The organism is Pricia mediterranea (assembly GCF_032248455.1).
GTDB lineage: Bacteria > Bacteroidota > Bacteroidia > Flavobacteriales > Flavobacteriaceae > Pricia > Pricia mediterranea.
Genome location: NZ_JAVTTP010000001.1, coordinates 2,297,843 through 2,316,893 on the forward strand (window position 1 = coordinate 2,297,843; position 19,051 = coordinate 2,316,893).

3 protein-coding genes are annotated in these 19,051 nt (G+C 51.2%); all 3 read right to left on the reverse strand.

Annotated features, from left to right (window positions below):
* Positions 1 to 18: 18 nt before the first annotated feature.
* From RQM65_RS09505 to RQM65_RS09515, 3 genes are read right to left on the reverse strand one after another with little or no spacing between them, the layout of a single operon-like run.
* A complete protein-coding gene (locus tag RQM65_RS09505) occupies positions 19 to 14,631 on the reverse strand; it encodes a T9SS type B sorting domain-containing protein (RefSeq protein WP_314014485.1) in 14,613 nt (4,870 codons plus the stop codon).
* A gap of 2 nt (positions 14,632 to 14,633) precedes the next feature.
* The gene (locus RQM65_RS09510) at positions 14,634 to 16,787 is read right to left on the reverse strand and encodes a PorP/SprF family type IX secretion system membrane protein (RefSeq protein WP_314014487.1); all 2,154 of its coding nucleotides are present in this window, start codon (positions 16,785 to 16,787) and stop codon (positions 14,634 to 14,636) included.
* A 7-nt stretch (positions 16,788 to 16,794) separates the two neighbouring features.
* Entirely contained in the window at positions 16,795 to 19,047 is a 2,253-nt protein-coding gene (locus RQM65_RS09515; RefSeq protein ID WP_314014489.1) for a T9SS type B sorting domain-containing protein, read from the reverse strand.
* Positions 19,048 to 19,051 lie beyond the last annotated feature (4 nt).

Below are 19,051 nucleotides of genomic sequence, written 5' to 3' on the forward strand. Positions count from 1 at the left end.
GGTCAAGTAGGTTAAGATTTAGCGATATAAGGTAAAGTGCCCGACGAACTCCCGTTCATCATTTTCTCCGTTGAGTTTGATAATGTACCAGTAATCGCCGCTCGGAAGTTCGGTCTGTTGGTAAAAACCGTCCCATCCGCTGTCGCCCTGGCCCATTCGGTATACCTCCCTACCATAACGATCGAATATGATGGTTAGTATCTGTGGGAAGCCCTCATCGTTACGCGGTTTCCAATTTTGATTTTCGCCGTCTCCGTTCGGGGTAAAGAAGTTGGGAATCTCGATATCGATGAACTCGATAAAGATATTGGCACTCGCCTCACATCCATTTTCATCGACCACGGTCACGACGTAGGTATCGGTTCGGTTGATTCTATAGGTAGTATCCGACCCGTTGTTGTGGTCGCCGAAGTAGATCGTATAGTCTTCACGACCCCCGTTAACGGTCGCGGTCAGCTCGTTGATGTTGCTCTGTTCGACGCTGATCGTCAAAGGTTGGTAATCATCGATTTCGAAAGTATGGGTCAAGATACATCCGTTGGCATGCGAGATGGTGATGTAATGCGTTCCCGGAGCGATATCCCTAAAGAACGGATTGAGCTGCATATCGGCAGGATCCTGGGAATCCAAGGCGTAAAGTACCTCATCGGAAACGTTATCATCTTCAAGTACGATGTTGATATAGTTGGATGGGATGTTCCCCTCGCAGCCATAGACCGGTTCTACCGTAGCATTAAGATCCACACCGGAATCGATGGTAACCGCGATATTTTCTTCACAGCCCATGGCGTCCCTGACAAAGACAAAATAGCCGCCGGATGCCAGATCCGTCAGGATGGTCCTGTCCTGGACGAAGTTGCTCTCGCTGCTCAGCCGGGTGCTATAGGGGGCGGTGCCGCCGGTAATGGTCAGTTCTATCGAGCCGTTTTCCTCGCCGGTACAGACTTCGGGAAGCACTGTGGCCGTTATGTCCAGCATCTCGGGCTCGTCGATGGTATATTCCAGTTCCACAAAACATCCGTTGCTGTCTTGAGCGATAACACGGTAGGTTCCGGGAGCCAGGTCTTCGAAGGTATTTTCGTCGTCGAACTGGTTTAGGTTCGGAGAAATGGCGTATTGATAGCCCCCGGACCCACCGGATAATGTTACGGTAATGCTACCGTCGTTCTCTCCGGCACAGGTGGCGTCGGTGACGCTTTCGGTATAGGTCAACCGATCCGGTTCGGTAATGATGACCTCTTCCGCCGGGGCCGTACAGTCCCTTGTCGTTGCGTTGCCGCTGGTCACGTTTACATAGTAGGTACCCACGGTCAATCCCACGAACTCCCCGTCTGGTTGCGGACCTGCTACCAGAGAGGCCGAGGTCAAGGAAGGATGGGTGTACAAGGCGTACTCGTAATTTCCGAGTCCCCCCGTCGCACTGGCGTAAATGATGGCCGTATTGTCGCCGTTACAATTGATGACGGCTGCAGATTTGTCGACGGTCAGGGCCAAAGGCTCGATGATATCTTCTTCGATGGAATTCGAGAGTACGGAAGTACATCCGTTTGCGGCATCCCTGACGTAATATTGATAAACGCCGGCACTTAACATCCCGCTTAAGGGAAGGTTTACGCTGTTGCTGGTCATGGGGTTCCATGTAGCATTGTCCGTACTGTATTCATAGGTACCGCTTCCTCCGGTCGCGCTGAGTTCGAGTTCGACACCGGTCGCACAGGTCAGGGGACTCGTTCTGATCAGGGCCGCTTGTACCTCGGTGGGGTTGACGATTTCGATAATGGACGTCTCCTCGGAACAGCTGACGTCGTCGCTTACAGTAATGCTGTAAAACCCTGCTGCGAGTCCGTTAAAGGTGGCTGTGGACTGTGCGGCCGAGGTCCGTAGCAAGGTGGTGCCGGCCATGTCGTCGTAGCGGTTCAACCGGTAGTCATAGTTTGGGGCGACCGGATTCGTCCTTGGGGCTAGCGTTGCGGATACCGTTGCGGTGTTCCCATCGAAACATGCCAAAGGCGTTGCGGTGATGGTGGGGACAATATTGTCGGGCCGGATGAGGTCGATATTATCCGATAGCACGCATCCAAGTGCATCGGTAACGGTGATATGGAAACTACCTGCGGATAATCCTTCGAAAATAAAGGCTTCTACGTTGGTCTCGGTAAAGTTCTGTGTGCCGGAATCATCGATAGTTATGGTGTACGGTCCTTCGCCTCCGGTGGGGTCGACCAAGATTCTGCCCTGATCGTTTGAACAGGTTACGTTGGCTTCCTCGCGAATATCTGCTGTTATAGGGTCGCTTGGGGCATTAATGGTGATTACGTTGGAGCCGTCCGCACATTGTGGTGCATCGGTCGCGGTAACCCGGATATAGTAACTGCCTCCGGGGAGGTTCGAAATGATCAACGGGGTCGAAGTATCGGTCGAGACTACGCCGCCAATGGGTGTATCGGCAATGGCGAAGACCTGATAGTCGTAGTTGCCCGTATAATTGTTAATGGCGACACTGAAACTGCCATCGTCGGTGCCGTCGTTGAGACATAGCTCATCGGTCAATTTGGTCGCAATGGCCTCGATGGTATCAGGGTTGTCGATGGTATGGACGGTCTCTATGATACACCCTGTATCCGTATTGGTAATGGACACCCGATAATTTCCAAACCCTAGGCCGGTAAATGATTCGGGATTGTTTGTTGAAGTCCGGGTCTGCGAATAGGTAACATTGATACCGTTTACCGTGTATTCCAGATTGGGTATAGCCGATGACGGAGTAACCGTCACGCCAACCGTGATTTCTGCGCTGTTCGCTGGTGTACAGGCGTCTTCTTGGGTTGTCGTAACTAGCGCATCGCTGATTTCGACATAGGGAATGATTGTGGCGGTAGTACTGCCAACACATCCATTGTCGTCATAGACGTTGATGGTATAGTTGCCACCGGTGACGTTGGTCTCCGTGTAGGTATTGTTCGCACCGTCCTGAACTACGGTCGATGTTGTCATATTGATAAATTCATAGCGTCCGTAGGTGCCGGAGCCGCCGGTAATTACCGTGTCATCGATAGTGATGGTCGCGTTGTCGGGACTGTTGCCAGCGCTACATCCGAATTCCGTAACCGTAGCATTGACATTGGCAATGGCATCCGGCTGTACGATCTGTTGGGTAATATCTGTGGAGCAAGAATTTATTCCCGTTGCACGAACGGTATAGGCAATTCCTGCAAGCGTACCTCTCAATCCGGTAAACGTCGCCGTGGTATTGGTGGTGGAGGCGGGTAGTATCGGTGAACTCGTGGAACTTCCATCCCCTGAGATAATTTCAAAGGTATAGGGTCCCACTCCATTGTCGGATACACTTACGGATATTGTTCCGTCATCGGCACCGTTACAGGTAACGTCGGTAAAGTCATCCACAGAAAGAACCGGTATAACAGCGGTTTCAAGACGTTGTGCGATGGTGGTACTGCAAGCGTGTCCCGTAGCTGTGTCGGTAATGGTAAATACGTAGTTACCCACTTGGGTAAGACCGGTAAAGGTTGCCGAAGCGGCAGCCATACTGGTATCGTCCGCCGGATCGGTCGGAAGGGTGCCAGGGTACCTTACTTCATAATCGAAAGTACCGGAACCTCCCGTTTGTGTTACAGTAATATCTCCACCGGGCGTAACGGAACAATCAATGGTCTTGTCTACCGTCGTTGTAGGTACGATAGGCTCGTAGATGATTTCTGCGGGGGATGTCATGAAAGTACACGTCCACTGGTCGGTAATCCGCACCTGATAATCACCTGCATCCAATCCGGAAAATATTCGGGAGTTCTGTGGGGCACGAATGTCTGCTCCGTCCCTGATCAATTGATAGGTATAGTTACTGCCCTGTCCGCCGGTCGGAAGGGAGACTTCAATTTCCCCTTCGAAATTAGTACAGTTGGCTTGGTTGATCTGTAGGTTCGCGCTGATCGGGATTGGGTCGGCCAAGACGATGCCGCTCTGTATTTGAGTCTGGCAACCGTTTTGGTCGATGACCCAGGACTCATAGGTTCCGGGAGAAAGAGCATCGAATCTGGGCGAAGGATCATAGTCCGTGGCGACGGTAGGTGCAAGGGTACCGACATAGTATTCGTAACCGCCCCATCCACCGAGTACATTGGTGATTTCGATGACACCATCGTTACCGACACAGGTTATCGGATCGACTTGCGTGTTCGCTGTAATTGCGGCACTCGGTCCGGCGACACTAAAATTTTGCTGATTTGTACATGCAGGTGCACCATCTTGTGTAATGGCTACATAGAAATCTCCGGCAGGCAAGTTTACAACCGGCGTAGGCCCAAGGTTGCCATGATTGGCAATGGTCGTTACTGGATTATTGGTAACCTGCTCAAATACCTGATAATCAAATCCACCAGTATAGGTAGCATCTACCATAGAGAAGGTTATGGCACCGGTGTTGGTTCCAAAGCATACCACATTATTTACTATGTTGGTATTAATGGTAAAGGTGTTCGGGTCTGTTACTTCCACCGCAGTTTGAAGGAAACAACCGGTAGTTGTATTGGTAGCCGTTACTTCATAGGTACCAATATCCAAGCCTATAAAAGTATGCGTAGCTACATTTCCGGTAAAAGTGTCGTTATGCACTACATCCAGACCAACAATATCGTACTGAATGTTGTTTGTGCCGATACCGGGATTGAAGGTTGCATCTACCTGCACTTGTCCATCGGCACCGGGGACACATGATGGGACTGTAGGTGCGGCAGTTATTCCGGTTAGTGCCGCAAACGGCGCAATAGTGGCGCTCGTTGTTTGCGAACATCCGGTATCATCGTAGACCGTAATATCATAAGTGCCGCCCGAAACATTGGTCTCCATATAAATGTTGCTGGAACCGTCCTGAACGGTGGTCGATGTAACTGTATTTGTAAATAAGTATCGTACAAAGTTTCCTGAACCACCCGTTGGATTAACCGTAATAGTTGCATTGTCGAGATTATTTCCTATGGTACAGCCGAATTCGGCAACCGCAGGCGGAGGAACATTAATTGCAGCGGGCTCTACAATAGTAATAGGGCCACTATTGGTAGTACATCCGTTGCTGGCGTTTCCGGTAATGGTAACTACATAGCCGGCTGCCGTGTTGGTCGGTACCAATCCGGTAAAGCTGGCCGAAGTGTTCGTCCAACTGGTCGGGGCGATGTTGGTCGCGGCCCCATCCATAGAAGTGATTTCAAAGGTGAACGGACCGATGCCGTTGTCTTCAGCGGAGATAGTGACAGTGCCATTGTTGTCACCATGACAGGTAATGTCCGTTGTGGTTATATTTTCCACTACCGGCTGCAATCTGGCGGGAACGTTTACCGTAAATTCCCTATTACAGCTGGGGTTGTCGGGCGTATTCGTATCGTATATGATAATGGTGTAATCCCCTGCCAAAGGCGCTTGGTGATCGAAGGGATTGGTTGTAATCGCAGTGCGCGCTACTGCAGGTGCCCCGGCGGTATTGGTTATGGAATACTCATAGCTGCCAGATCCCGTCAAAGCTTCGATTTCGATTGTCGCATCCGGCGAACCAGTACAATCCAATGTTTTTGTAAGCGCGGCCCTTGCCGTGAGAACGGGGTGTACATCAAATGCTGTCTGTACGCTGGAACAGCCATTTCCGTCCATCACATACACATCATAGGAACTGGCGGCCACATTGTTGAAGACTCCGCCATTATCGAGATAGGATGTCGGAACCGGGTCTCCCGCGGGAACCAATGCATAGCGAATATTTCCGGCTGCCGAATTGCCCGTTACTGTTAGGCTGATGGGTGCGCTACAGTTGTCCTGAACCACTGAAGTAATGGTCGGATTGGGCGTTAGGCCCAGTGCTACCGGTGCAAGGGTAACCGGACAGCCGTACTGGTCGTTTACGGTTACGATATAGTTTCCTGCGGGGGAATTTACCGGAATTTGAATCGGATTGGTGTTCAGTCCCGTCAAGGCAGTAAATCCGCTTGGGCCCGTCACTTCAAAAGTATAGGGTGCTCCACCACCGCCCGTGATATTTTCTATGGTAATCAGACCGGGCAAGCTACAGGATATGTCGCCAGTTGCGACCGCAGATGCAGTCAACGGTGGTAGTTCGGGTACATAGACGTTTTCACTGGCACCCCTACAGGCATCGGTGTTTGTACCGTCCACCTGAATAACATCGAGATAGTAATCTCCTTCATCCAGCGGTACGGTTGTCGAAATGGTATCGTTGTAGATCACATTGCCACCACTGGTTTGAATTGCTGTTGCATTGCCCACTTCGTAAAGCTCCCACCGCATGTTAGGATAGGCAGTGTCGGGGTTTAGCTCGAAGGTTATGGATCCGTTGGCCGCTCCGTCACAACTTGGTGTAACATCGGGGGTTATTTCAATAGGAATGTTGGTCACAACCTCGTTGACATTAACGTTGCTCTGTCGAATACAGCCGGAGCCATCCTGGACATAGAACACATAGGTTCTTCCGGGAACCAAAAGCGGAAGTCCAGGGGTCGGAGGGGTCGTCGGATCGATATTCGCAAAGGTATGCGGGGTCCCTGCCGGGATATAGCCGGTCCATACCGGGGTCGAGGAGGCAAAATTTGCGGGATCATCGGAGTAGGTATAGCGATATCCGCCCATGGAAATACCGTCTCCCTCACTACCTTGAACGGTTACTTGTAGGTCGTTGCAGTTGTAAATAATGGGATTGATGGTGATATCCAGATCATCCAACGGATATTCAATGACATATCGGTCAAAGTCCCTTTGGCAGACCGTACCGCTCGCCAATGTCACCCGAATCGATGGAAAAACCTCTGTACCGGAAGCATAGCCCCGCAATTCGTTCGAAGCTTGCCAAGAACTGCCACCATCAGCACTGTATTCGACCGTACCAGTCGGGGTTACGACAGTATCGAATTCAAATCCATATTCGTTAATATCCGGGTCATTGCAGGTTGAAGGCAATATCGGCAGGATATCGGCAGTAATTTCGGTGGCATTGTTGACGGTGATAGTCGATGAGGTAATCGTACAGCCGTTCGTATCCGTAATCGTAACCTCATAATCGCCAACACCTATGCCGTTGAACGGCGTAGATGACGCAAATACATTGGTAAGAGTGCTACTGTAATCTATACTGTCGGCGGGGGACAGGTCCGTCAGGCTATAGGTAAAAGGCGCAGTTCCGCCACCTACCGTAGCATCGATGGAACCAAGGCCATTGTAGCATTCCGGGTTGGTCGGGGTGCCGCTGGCCGTTAACGGGGCGACTGGAGTCAGGATGATATCTTCCTGTAAAAACGAGCAGGTACCGGAGCCATTATCGTCAAGCACATAGACATCGTAACCTGCCGGATTGGCCGTGGCCATTGCATTGGTTACTGTCAGTGAATTCGTTGTGGTATAAAGGCCAGAGGGGCTCGTACTGGCAGGTACAATGGCATAGACCAAAGTTCCGTTTCCTCCGGTCGCGTTTATGGTAATCTGTCCGTCGTTACAGGCGCTGATATCGGTCACATCGACCGAAGCGACAAGTTGCGGGGCAATGGTCGCGGGTGTCGGTGCCGGTAGGGGTGCGGGACATCCAAAGGAATCCCGGACCTCGATATTGTAGGTGCCGTCCGAAAGATTGTTAAAAGTATAGGTGGTATTTGAAACAGGGGACGGGATCATCCAAGGACCGCCATCGATCCTGAATTGATAGTTTCCGTTCCCGCCAGTTACGTTTACCTGGATGCTTCCATCGTTGGCTCCGGAGTAACATACGGTCGGGACGACATCAAAGGCAACGGCATCCGTTGGGACCACGGTAAGGGGGCTATCGATTTCATCTCCACACCCGTTAATATCCCGGGTACGTACGATATAATCGCCGGCGGGAAGTCCCGTAAATACAGTATTTGTTCCGTTTGTTGCAAAGTCGTAGGATGCGATGGGGGTTCCGCCGGTATCCTCCAATTGGAATTCGTAGGTCGGTGTGCCTCCTGTCCCGCTGGCGGTAATGGTCGCGCCGCCGTTGGTACAGGTCAGCTCATCGGTTACACTGGCCGAAGCGACCACCACTGTAGGTTCTGTCAAGGTTCGGTTCAGGGTAACGACACATCCGCCAAGTGGCGTGCCCAAGACCGCGTTATCGACATCACGGACCTCGATGGAATAGGCTTGTGCGGCCAGACCGGTAATTTGTTCGGGCGCAGTAAACGGTCCGACAAAAGTAGTCCCGCCGTCAAGGCTGTATTCGTAGCCGCCAGCACCATAGTTATCGGCGTCGATGGTAATCGTTCCGGTTCCATCATTATGACAGTCTAAATTTTCGGAGGCAGTAATCGAGGCTTCAAAGGCGTTGCCGTCAGCCACGATAGCGGTTAGGTCAACCGTACAGTTTCTTCCGTAGTCAACTGTAATGCTATGGCTGCCTACAGCCACGTTGTTGAATACGTTGGCCCCGGGGCCGGATACGGCGGGCGCACCGTTTAAACTGTAGGTGTAGGTCGCATCGTAAGGTGTTACGTTAATGTTTCCACTGCCGTCGCAATTGTAGTCCACCGTCGTGGCCAGGGTCGGCTCCGTGGGCAGGGGATCGATGATGGCATTCGGAAGGTTGACGCTACATCCGGGCGCATTGGCGTCGCGGACACGAATGATGTAGGTGCCGTCGGTCAGGTCTGTAAAGGTATGGGCCGAGGTGGTAGCGGCCGTCCAGGTACCGCCGTTGATGCTGAACTGGTAGTTGCCGGTGCCTCCGGTCAGAGTCGTTCCGCCTACGGTGATTTCGCCCAGCTGGGTACAGGTGTAGTTTTGGGTCAGATCGGTATCGGCATCCAGAATCGCAGGCTCGTCCACGTCGACATCCTGAGGTAGGGTCTCACAATTGTTGGCATCACGAACGATAACAGGATAGGATCCCGCAGAGAGGTTGGGGAAAGAGCTTCCGGTAAAAAAGGTTGCCCCATTGTCGATACTGTAGGTAAACGGACCGCTTCCCCCGGAATCCACCGTAATGGAAATGGCACCATTGGAACCGCCGAAGCAGGTCACATCGGTCGGGGTAACCGTGCTGGTTATCGGGGCATCCTGGACTACGGTCAGGGGGTACATCGCCTGGCAGTAATCCGAAGGGCCGGTTCCACCGTTATTATCGCGAACATAGATGTCATAATCACCTGCCGCGGAAACCGTAACCGGGTTTGCGGTACTAAAATCACCATCGACGACGGCGGCACCGTTGTTGACCACGGCATAGACATAATTGGTGTCCCCGCCTGCAGCGGAAACCGTAATATCGGTATCCGTAGCGCATGCAGTAATGTTAGGGGCAGATGCCGTAACCGTCAACTGGGGGTCGATAGTAATGGTTTGGGCAGCTCCGACGCAGCCCGCACCATCCCGAACATTGATGGTATAGGTGCCATTGGCCAATCCGCTAAAAGTATGCGATGTGGCGGAAGCCGGACTGGGGGTGATCCAAGGTCCACCGTTGAGGCTAAAGGTATAGTCATTGTTGCCATTGGTAACATCTGCCCGAATAGTGGCCGAGCTTCCACCGGAATAACAGGCGGTCGGGTCTAGGTCAAAAGTTACCGGATTGGTATCCGCAACCGGTAAAGCGGTATCGATAGCATCTTCACAGTTGTTGTGGTCGCGTACCCGAACGATATAGTCGCCGGGGAGCAGTCCCCCAAACACGGTATTGTTGCCGTTGGTCGCATAGTCGAAACTTCCAATCACGCTTCCGGCATCGTCTTCCAATTGGTATTCGTAATTGGGAGTACCGCCGCTGACACTGGCGGTAATGGTCGCCCCACCGTTGGCACAGGTGTAAGAGGTAGTAATATTGGCATCCGCCACCAGGGTGCTTGGTTCGGTAATGGTCTCCTCAACAAAAGCGGTACAGCTGTGCTCGTCCGCTCTTCGGATATCGATACGCTGGATACCGGCACCGATTGGTGTGCTAGTGGTAACGGGAGAACTGGTGGAATTGCTCCAAGTTGAGCCTCCATCCAACGAATAATCAAAACCGGCCGCAGTATCAAAGTTCTCGACTTCGAAAGTAATCGTGGCATCGCTTGCGCCGTTACAGCTGGCGTTCGAGGTAGCCGTAACATTGGCGGAAAAGACACGCGCCGCTTCTACGGTTACCGGGGTTTCTACACTGAGTTCGCAGACTTCGGGAACTTGGTACACGGTAATATCGTCGATAGCAACATCGTTACCGTTGACTTCGCTTTCGTTGGTGGTGATGACCAGGTCCAGCGAAGAATTGGCCCCGGGGTTCAACGACAGTTCATATTCGTTCCAATTATTGTTTTCAGGCACCGCCCCTGTATTGGACGAGGCTACAACGACCCCGGCGCCGGGATCACGGAGTTCTATGGTGAGGTCAGGCTCGACCCCATTTCGGCCACTGCGCAACAGATTAATCAACCATAGGGATACTTCGATGGGTTGGTTATGGATAATATCGTTGATCGGCTTTTGATAAATGATCTGCCCGGGATTAGGTGCACCGATATTAATGACCAGGTACCTGCCTTGGGTAGATTTGTCCCCGGAAGTATGGTCCGTTGGGTTCAACCAAGCCCCGAAAGGACGTTCGATGTTAGAGGTCACCGCATATTCGTAGTCGTTGATTGCCCTTCCATTGTCAATGGGCGCACCACTCGGGGAGGTATCGTCTTGCTGATTTTCGTAGAAATAGCCGGAGGTGTTCGGGTTGGGAATGGTACTGCCATATCCGAAATCTTCCTGCAACAACAAACTCGGCGTCGGGGGGGTCGATGAGGTATATCTGGTGCTGACCGTATAAGTTCCCGGGGGAACGTTTGGAAATATATTGCTGGTCGGATCCGGGGAGTTAATGACCCCATCCAAATAATAGGTATAATTATAGCTGGGTATATCGGGGGTAGCCGTTACAACTGCACTACCATCGCAAAGGTAACTGACCTCGGGGGTAAGGGTTACAGTGGGTTCGTCGGGAAGGTCTTCAACGGTAACGGCCATTGGGAACTCGCAGGAAGCGTCGCTCACGACAACGGTATAGTCGCCCGGAGGAAGCACTGCGATGGTTGACCCACCGTAAGTGGCCCCGCCGTCAAAACTGTACTGATACGTTCCGTTTCCACCTACGACATTGGTAATCCGAACCTCGGCCCCGTTCGGGTCACAGGTGGCGTCACGGGATACCCCTGCGGATGCACTCAAAGGAAAAGGTTCGGATAAACTATAGGTCTGGGATACATCGCAACCGGAAGCATCCATCACCATAATTTCGTAAGTGCCGGTGCCTAAATTGACAAAATTTGGGGTGCTTTGGTAGGTAGTACCGTTGTCGATACTGTATTGATACGGGCCTACCCCTCCGGATACGTTAATGGTCAAGGCTCCATCAGTATCGCCGCTACAGGAAGGTTGGGTCTCCGTAATCGAATCGATGGTCGTTGCCCCATTGTCATTAATGGTCACCGGGTTCGAAAAGGCATGACAGTTGTTGGCATCGATGATGACGAACTCGTAGGTGCCATCGTCATTGGGAATATACTCCTCTGTACCGTTACCGTCATCGTCGCGCCATCCGAAATTAAAGGTATTGCCTACCTGATATTGGTCGGCGGGAATCGCGGCAATGTTGGGGTACAGGGCTGTTCCGTCCTTGCTCCATATGGCATAGAGGAAATCAGGATTCCCTAATCCACCCGTACGGGTCAGTTCGATGGTGCCGGCGGAACATCCGATATTAGCGGTGGTGACGGCCGAAAGGGTGGGGTTCGGCGTTCTGCCGACCGTAATGTTTTGAGTATCGATACATCCATCTTCCGTACTGGTCTCCACGATATAGTCGCCCTGGTTTACCGTAAAGGTGTGGGTATTGTCAGGTTGCGCCGTTTCATCGTCGATCAAGGTGCCGTCGGACCGGCGAAGCACATAGGTATAGTCGGGTCTGACGTTCAGTACGTCAATTTGTATGCTGCCCTGGGCATTACAGTTCGCCGGAGTGGTAGTTATATCCACCTGAAAGTCACGATCGCGGATACCAATAGGCTCCGTACTGAAGATACAGGCTCCTGGAACGGGCGTACCGGTGCCGTCCAATTGTACTACCTCTACCCGGTAAGAGCCGTTTTCTCCGGAACCGAAATCGAAAGCTGGTCCGTGTCCGGCACTGAAAGGTACCAAGATGGAGTTATTGGCATGATCGACCAGTTGGTAGCCGTAATTGCTGCCGAGATTCGTAATCCGGATACGCCCGTCACGGGTACAGATGATATCCCGCTGGTTGTATTCAATATCCAGATTGTTCTGGAAGACGTCGAAATAGAACCTGCTGAAGCATCCGTTGGTATAGTTGATGACCAATCGGTATTGTCCTGCGGTATTGACCGTATAATTGTTTCCGGAGGCCACTTCATTCCAGCCACAGCTCGGATTTTTGTTGGAGCAGTCGTTCGGGGCAGCGGTACATCCGCCTGCCCCGATCGTAGCTTCATCGAGGCGTTCCCATATCAGGCTTTGGGCATCGGTAATGTTGATCTGCATCTCTTGCGATTGATTCGCGCCGCAAAGAAAAATTTTGGGCATCGTGTCGCCATCCACGCTACAGGTCACCAGTTCTCCCTGAATGTCATTGGTAGGGTCGGCATCGCCGTTTAAATCGTTAAAATAATCGATTATAGGGTTGGTCTGGGTACTTCCGAAGCGTTCAACGGTAATGATTTCCTTAAAGCCCTTACAGGGGTCGGCGACAATTTTATCGACGATATACGTTCCGATGTCATCTACCAAGAGCGTACTGGGGTCGTTATCGGGGTCACCATCGTTCACGGGCGTATCTATACCGTTATCTATCTCGCCATTAGCGTTTACATCGCGGTACCATTCGTAAGCGTCGAAACCGTCACCGGCATCGAGGACCGCGTTGGCTCCACATAGTTGCACGGTTCGGGTAAAATTGCAATCCGCCAAATCATCCAATAAAAAATTGGTGGCCCCTGGCGTTACGAACCCGCAATTGTCGAAATCGGATACGCTGGGGTCATCGGTAATCACCGCACTGTTAATATCGCCTTGATAGGTAGAATAGGCCAAATTTTGGATTCGGTCGGAGCAGGCATCGACAAAATCAAAGCAATTCGAGGCGACCTGCACCCGAAGACGTATCGTATATTTCGGATCACCGATCTCGACTCGATTATCGGGCACGTCAAAATCAACTTCATTGGTTGCGGTATCGTAGGTGGCCGTAACTCCCGGCGCCCCCGATAGGTCAACGCTCACGTAGCTGGTATTGGTCGGCAGCACATCGCGAATGCTGTAGTTGACGGCGTCATCGTTCCCTAAATTTCTAAAAGAGAGCACATAATCCAAGGTCTGACCGAGGTTGACGCCGGCATTGGTGATGTCGTTCCCGGCAATATCCTCCACCCGTTTTTCTAAAACGATGTTGGGTTCGATAATTTCTACGGCGAAAGCGGCCAGAAATGGGCCATAACCGTCCCCACTGGAGGTAAACCGCAACGTTGCCCCCGTTTCATCATTGGGCAAAACGGATTCGTTGGGATTGTTCAAGTTAAAAAGGTCGAGGTCCGTGCCTAGCGTGTTGGTACCATAGGGCGTACGGGTCGGGACTTGGTTTCCATTGGTAGTAATGCTAGAATTAAAGAAGTTGTTTTTAAGATTGTTGCCCGTCTCCAATTGGGTAAAACCTCCGGTAACGGAATTTGCCCTGATTCTGAATTGATCTCCGTTGATGCTGCGATCTCCTTCCAAGGCACCTACTCCGATTCTGGCCCTGACCGGAAAAGGCGTGGGCAAGGTTCGGAAACCGTTGACGGCTACATCGATGTTACCCGATGACCCTGATACTCCAGCATATCCATCGAAAGTCGAAATAAACTTGCCAGATTCATTGGGGTTTTCGTAGATAATGATCAACACCCATCCGGCGGAGCTCCCTCCGTTTCGTTTTCCTTTGGTTGCGCGAACATTGGCTACGGTATATTCCCCGTTGGGATTGACGTTGCTACGCACCAGATTGGTGACGTTTTTGTAACAAATTACGGGCGCATCCTTAATGAACCTGCTGGGATCGGCGGGCCGATATCCGTTGGTAATAATATCGTCTTCCTGTCCGGGGGCGTCGGGGTTGTTGTCCGCCACTAAATCGACATAATTCCCTCCGGGAATTTTAAACTTAATTTCGTTCCAGCGTTCATCCCTCGGTGTGCCGGTAAAAGGCTCATTATCTGCGGTACTCCTATCGGTCGAATACGTACTCGCCCAATACAGCCCTGCATACCGCACTTGCGAACAACTGGGATCCGCCACGTTCAGTTCCGCACTGCTGGAGCTAAAGGTCGAGGGGTCGCCGTCGATGTCGATGTACTCCATTCTTTGATTGTTGTTGTTCGCATTATCGTTATACGGAACATTGGCATCTACAGCGTTCGTTTGACGGTTAAGGATGTTGTTGCCCACAAAGATGATATCGCCCCTTATTTTGATGTTGTCGCCATCTAATCTTGGCTCAAAGGGAACGTATTCCTGTGCGGACATACATAGCCCGTTTATAAACAGGATAAAAAACAACAGGCGTTGAAAGTGGGTAGGTTTGATCAGTCGCATAGTCATGCCAGCTGGTTAGGTCTGACCCGCATAATCCACATTTTTTCGGAATACGAGTCGTTCAGGTTGGTGTAGTAAGAGAGTAGGGCACTGTTCCAAGAGGCGTGTTTTTTCAGGTAGACGTACCTCCAGTTGTTTTCTGGGTTGATAAAATAGCCTGCGCTAAGTCCGTGGGAATTTAAAAGCTTGACGAAGCGGTTCGCGTTTTTGGGATTGGCGAATACGTTTGCGATGATGTAATATCCTGACCCGATTCCCTCAATCTGATAGGACTTGGCCGAAAGTTCATTGTCGGCAACCCGGTCTTTGACGATCACGTTTTTCTGCAGGACATTCGTTTCGTACTTGGCTGATTTTTGCTTGAGCTTGTCCACATTGTTAGCATAGGCCTCATTGGTATAGCGGTTGTCGACGTTCATGATCCATAGGTCATCGGTATAGGCGCCGTTCATTTTCGATTTATGTGCGGCGAGGGCGTCTTGCCAAGTATCGTAGCGTTTTAGATACACGTATTTCAATCCATTATTCGGGTTATCGACATAATCGGGACTAAAACCTTGGTTGTACATGTCGTTGATGAACTTTTCCATGTACTTGCCACCTTTGTACACATTGGCGACCACGTAATACCCGTCTTTAACCCCGTCGAGATCTCGGAATTTTCGGCCCTTGACCTTGTTTCGCTTTGCGGTCTGTGCGAAGTCATCGGTTTCGGCTTGATTATGGGTAGCGACGATAGCGGAGGTGTTTTTATTCTGGATTTTGTCCTTGGCCACGGTCGGGCGGTTTCGTGCCGCCGTAGCCGAGGTCAATGTATTTTTCCCCGTAGTGATCGTACCGGTTGCGGAGTTGCCGTCGTTGCCAGGGTTAGAAGTGGCCAGGGCGGGGCGTTCCCGGTCTCCCAAAAACAAATTTTCAGCTTCCCTTATGATTTCCGGACGTTTGCCGTTGGTCTCGTTCCGGACCATGTTCATGACCATATTAAAACGGCGTTCCAGGTCTTTCTGACGACCGTTTTCCATGGAATCCTGACGGAACATCAGCTCTTGAATGATGGCATCGTTCTCGGCCAGTTTCCTTCTTAGTTCGGCGATTTCTTCCTGGGCGGCCAAATCGTATGTGTCGGATGCTTCTTCTTCCTCGGCATCTGCCAGCGAATCCTCAAAGCCATCCTCCAACATTACCCGGTCTTCGGTAAGGTTCGGGGTAAAGGAATACGCAAAGGATATTTCGTGGGTAATTCCCAGGTTGTTGAAGTCGGTGGAAAGTCCTTTTTCCATGGTATATCCAAGGGAAAGTCTGCGGTTGATGTTGAATCCGGCCCCTGCGGATGCCCCATAGAAAGTGTCATAGCCTCCCTGAAGCCAGCCAAGCTTGGGCAGGTCTAAAATCATTCCGCCCCCAAAGGAGATTTCCTTTGATGTTTCTGTTTCTGTAGCAAAACGGTTTTGTCCGTTCATACGCACCCGGGCCAACGGCATCAGGCGACTGCCTTCCATAATACCGTCCCCGTTTTGAAACGGATAGGTATATTGCAAATGCCCCGAATAGGTCTTATCGCCGAACTCGGTCAATGACTTGCTGGTCTTCAGGTTATAATCGAACAGGTTTTCGGCGAAGATCCCAAAATCGAACTGCCCGAAAGACAGGTTGAAACCGGGTTGAAAAGAGAATACGTTGCTGTCTTCGGTACCGTTCAAGCGGAAATCGTCGGAATCGATGACATCGACGCTGTTCCGGTCCAATCCGGTACTATAATAGGCCAAGTTGGCTCCGAAGGTAAAATTACTTTTTTCGCTTAGTTTAATGCCGTAGGCATAGTTGGCCAGCACTCCGATATTTGAAATCGGACCTAGTTTTTGGGTGTAGGCACTTAGGCCCAATCCGCTACGATCTCCAACCCTACCGCTATAGCTCAGAAAGTAGGTCTGATCGTTGTCCTGAAATTGTACCGATTGGTTTCGGTGCAATAGATTGACGTACGACTTATCTTCCTGGACCGTGGAAAAGGTGGGGTTGATCAAAAACCGGTTGAACTTCAACAGGTTCTGGGAAGCGGGACTGTACAGCAAGATTGGGTCGTCTTCCTGGGCCTGAACACCCGTTAACGTCAACACGGCAATGAGGAATAAAGCGATATGTTTGACAAATTTCATGACGGCTTTATCTGATGACGGTTATAGTACCCTGTTTCAAGGTTTCAACGGCATTTTTGATGACATAGTAGAAGACCATGTTCTGCTTGGAAAACGAGGTGGAAGACTCCGGCCAGTTGTTCTGATAGTTGGTGGCGTTCATTATTTCCGCACCTTTTGCATTGTAAATAATCACGCTTACATCCGATTTGTTGGAATAGGAGTTCGGAATTACCCACTGGTCGTTTGATCCGTCGCCATTGGGGGTAATAACGTTCGGAATATTGAACATTTCGAGATAGCTTACCTTGATGGGTCTGCTGACCTCACAATTGTCGATATTTGCAATGAGCAGGTAGTTTCCTTCTTCGGTAAAAGTGATCGATGCTCCGGTAGCTATTTCCGTCTGATCGGCGTCAAACCACCGGTATGCGGTTCCACCACCGGCGGTGATGGTTTTCGAGCTTCCCTCAGGAAAAATAACGTCTCCGTCGGTATTCAGACTGATCAAGTCCGGATCCAATGGCGCAATAGTGATGGTGTTCGACGTTATCGGGCAATCTCCCTTTTCGATGATTAATCGGTATATGCCCGGTTGGGTGGCAACGAACTCGGTATCCGTGGTATTGACCGAAACGCCGTTCCGCTCCCACGCGAAAGTCTCTCCTGTTAACACTGTTTCCGTACTCAGGGTTATGCTATCCGAAGCACTACAGTATATCGTACTGGTACTGGAAATAACTAGGTTTTCGCTACTGCCAAGCTGAACCGGAAGAGGGTTCGAAGCAGCCGTATAACTCCCAAAGCTTCCTTTTACTACGTAATTTCCGTTTTCATTGTTTGAGGTGAGGCTGATGCTTTGAGCGGTCTCCCCCGGAATATCCGTGCCGTCTTTTTCCCATGTATAGGCAAAGGTTGAGGCGGCATCTTCGGTGACGTCGATTTCATTGCCATCCGATAGTTCCGCATACACTTTATCGACTTCCAATACGATACTTGAATTGTTGCAGGCGGTATAAGCGGTTCCATAATCGATTTCAAACCGGAAGGCGTTCGGACTTACCACTTCGGTGGTTTCCGAGGCGATGGTGGTGCTGCAGGTTCCGCTGGAAGTGACCGCCGCGTAATAGGTGCCGGCCTGGGTAACGCTGAGGGTGTTGCTGTCGGAAGACGGGATGGCCGTGGTGTTCCTGTACCATTGGTACGTGGGCGATACGGCATCGGTAGTCACGGAAAGGGTTTTGTTCTCCGAGGGCAGGACAACCATATTCGGGGCATTGTTCCTTGTCACCGTAAATTCGCCCGCATTGGTTATCGTAACGGCCGGGGAACGTTCGGTACATACGCCCGTACCCGAGATTTCTACCTGATAGTCTCCCTCGAAGTCCGCCGTGCTTCCGTTTACTGTATAAGAAGTGCCGATCGCTCCGGGAATGCTCGTACCGTTTTTATACCACTGATATGCCCAACTTGGGTCCGTGGTATCGATACTCAGGGTTTCGGCTTCCCCAGAACAAAGTCCCGTTGTAGAGGGAGCTGAGATGGCGACCCCCTGTCCCGATGCGTTGAGGGTCACTTGGGTGCCGTTCGAATCCGTGGTGCCGCTACCGGAGCAGGCCCCATAATCGATCTGTACCGTATAGAACCCGTCTTGGGTCGCGTCAAGAAAATAGGTGCGGGTGGGAAGCAGGGTGCCGCTGCGATACCAATTGTACTGATAGGTTTCCGGAGCGGGCAGATTGTGCACTTCCAAGCGAACACTATTGGTACTGCTACAGACTGCACCCACTTCCCCGTCTCCGTCCTTACTTATAGCGAGGGCGGAGGTGAAGTCCATATAATAAAAGCTATAGGCGTCCGAAGTCTCTAGCCCCGTGGTAGCGGGACTCGTGCTTCTCACCCGCATTTTATACCCGTCGCCCCTGGTATCGGTAGGAATGGCAAATTCAAAGCCGGGATTCCTTACCGTGGTATTGCTCGATTCGCGGGCGATCTCCACGGCGTTGGCGAAATTTCCGTTAGCATCTGATAGTTCTAGAATCCACTCATTGTCACTGTTGGGCGTGCCGGCAAAATTTACGGCCGCATAATATTGGTTAAAGTCGTTGTTGTTCCCGGCGCACACCCTGTCCCATTCGCAAGGGGGACTCGAACATGATATATTGGGATTCTCCGCAGGCTCAGGTGCCAAAATTGTCAATTGGGCCGAAACCTGTGCTGTGCCGAAAAATAAGATTAGTATTAGAAATCCAGGGGCGGTCTGAAGTAGTTTTGCTTTCATAAGT

Bases quoted from the DNA above. Each gene is read 5' to 3' on its own strand.
- RQM65_RS09505 (WP_314014485.1), bottom strand. From the start codon at position 14,631: ATGCGACTGATCAAACCTACCCACTTTCAACGCCTGTTGTTTTTTATC.
- RQM65_RS09515 (WP_314014489.1), bottom strand. From the start codon at position 19,047: ATGAAAGCAAAACTACTTCAGACCGCCCCTGGATTTCTAATACTAATC.
- RQM65_RS09510 (WP_314014487.1), bottom strand. From the start codon at position 16,787: ATGAAATTTGTCAAACATATCGCTTTATTCCTCATTGCCGTGTTGACG.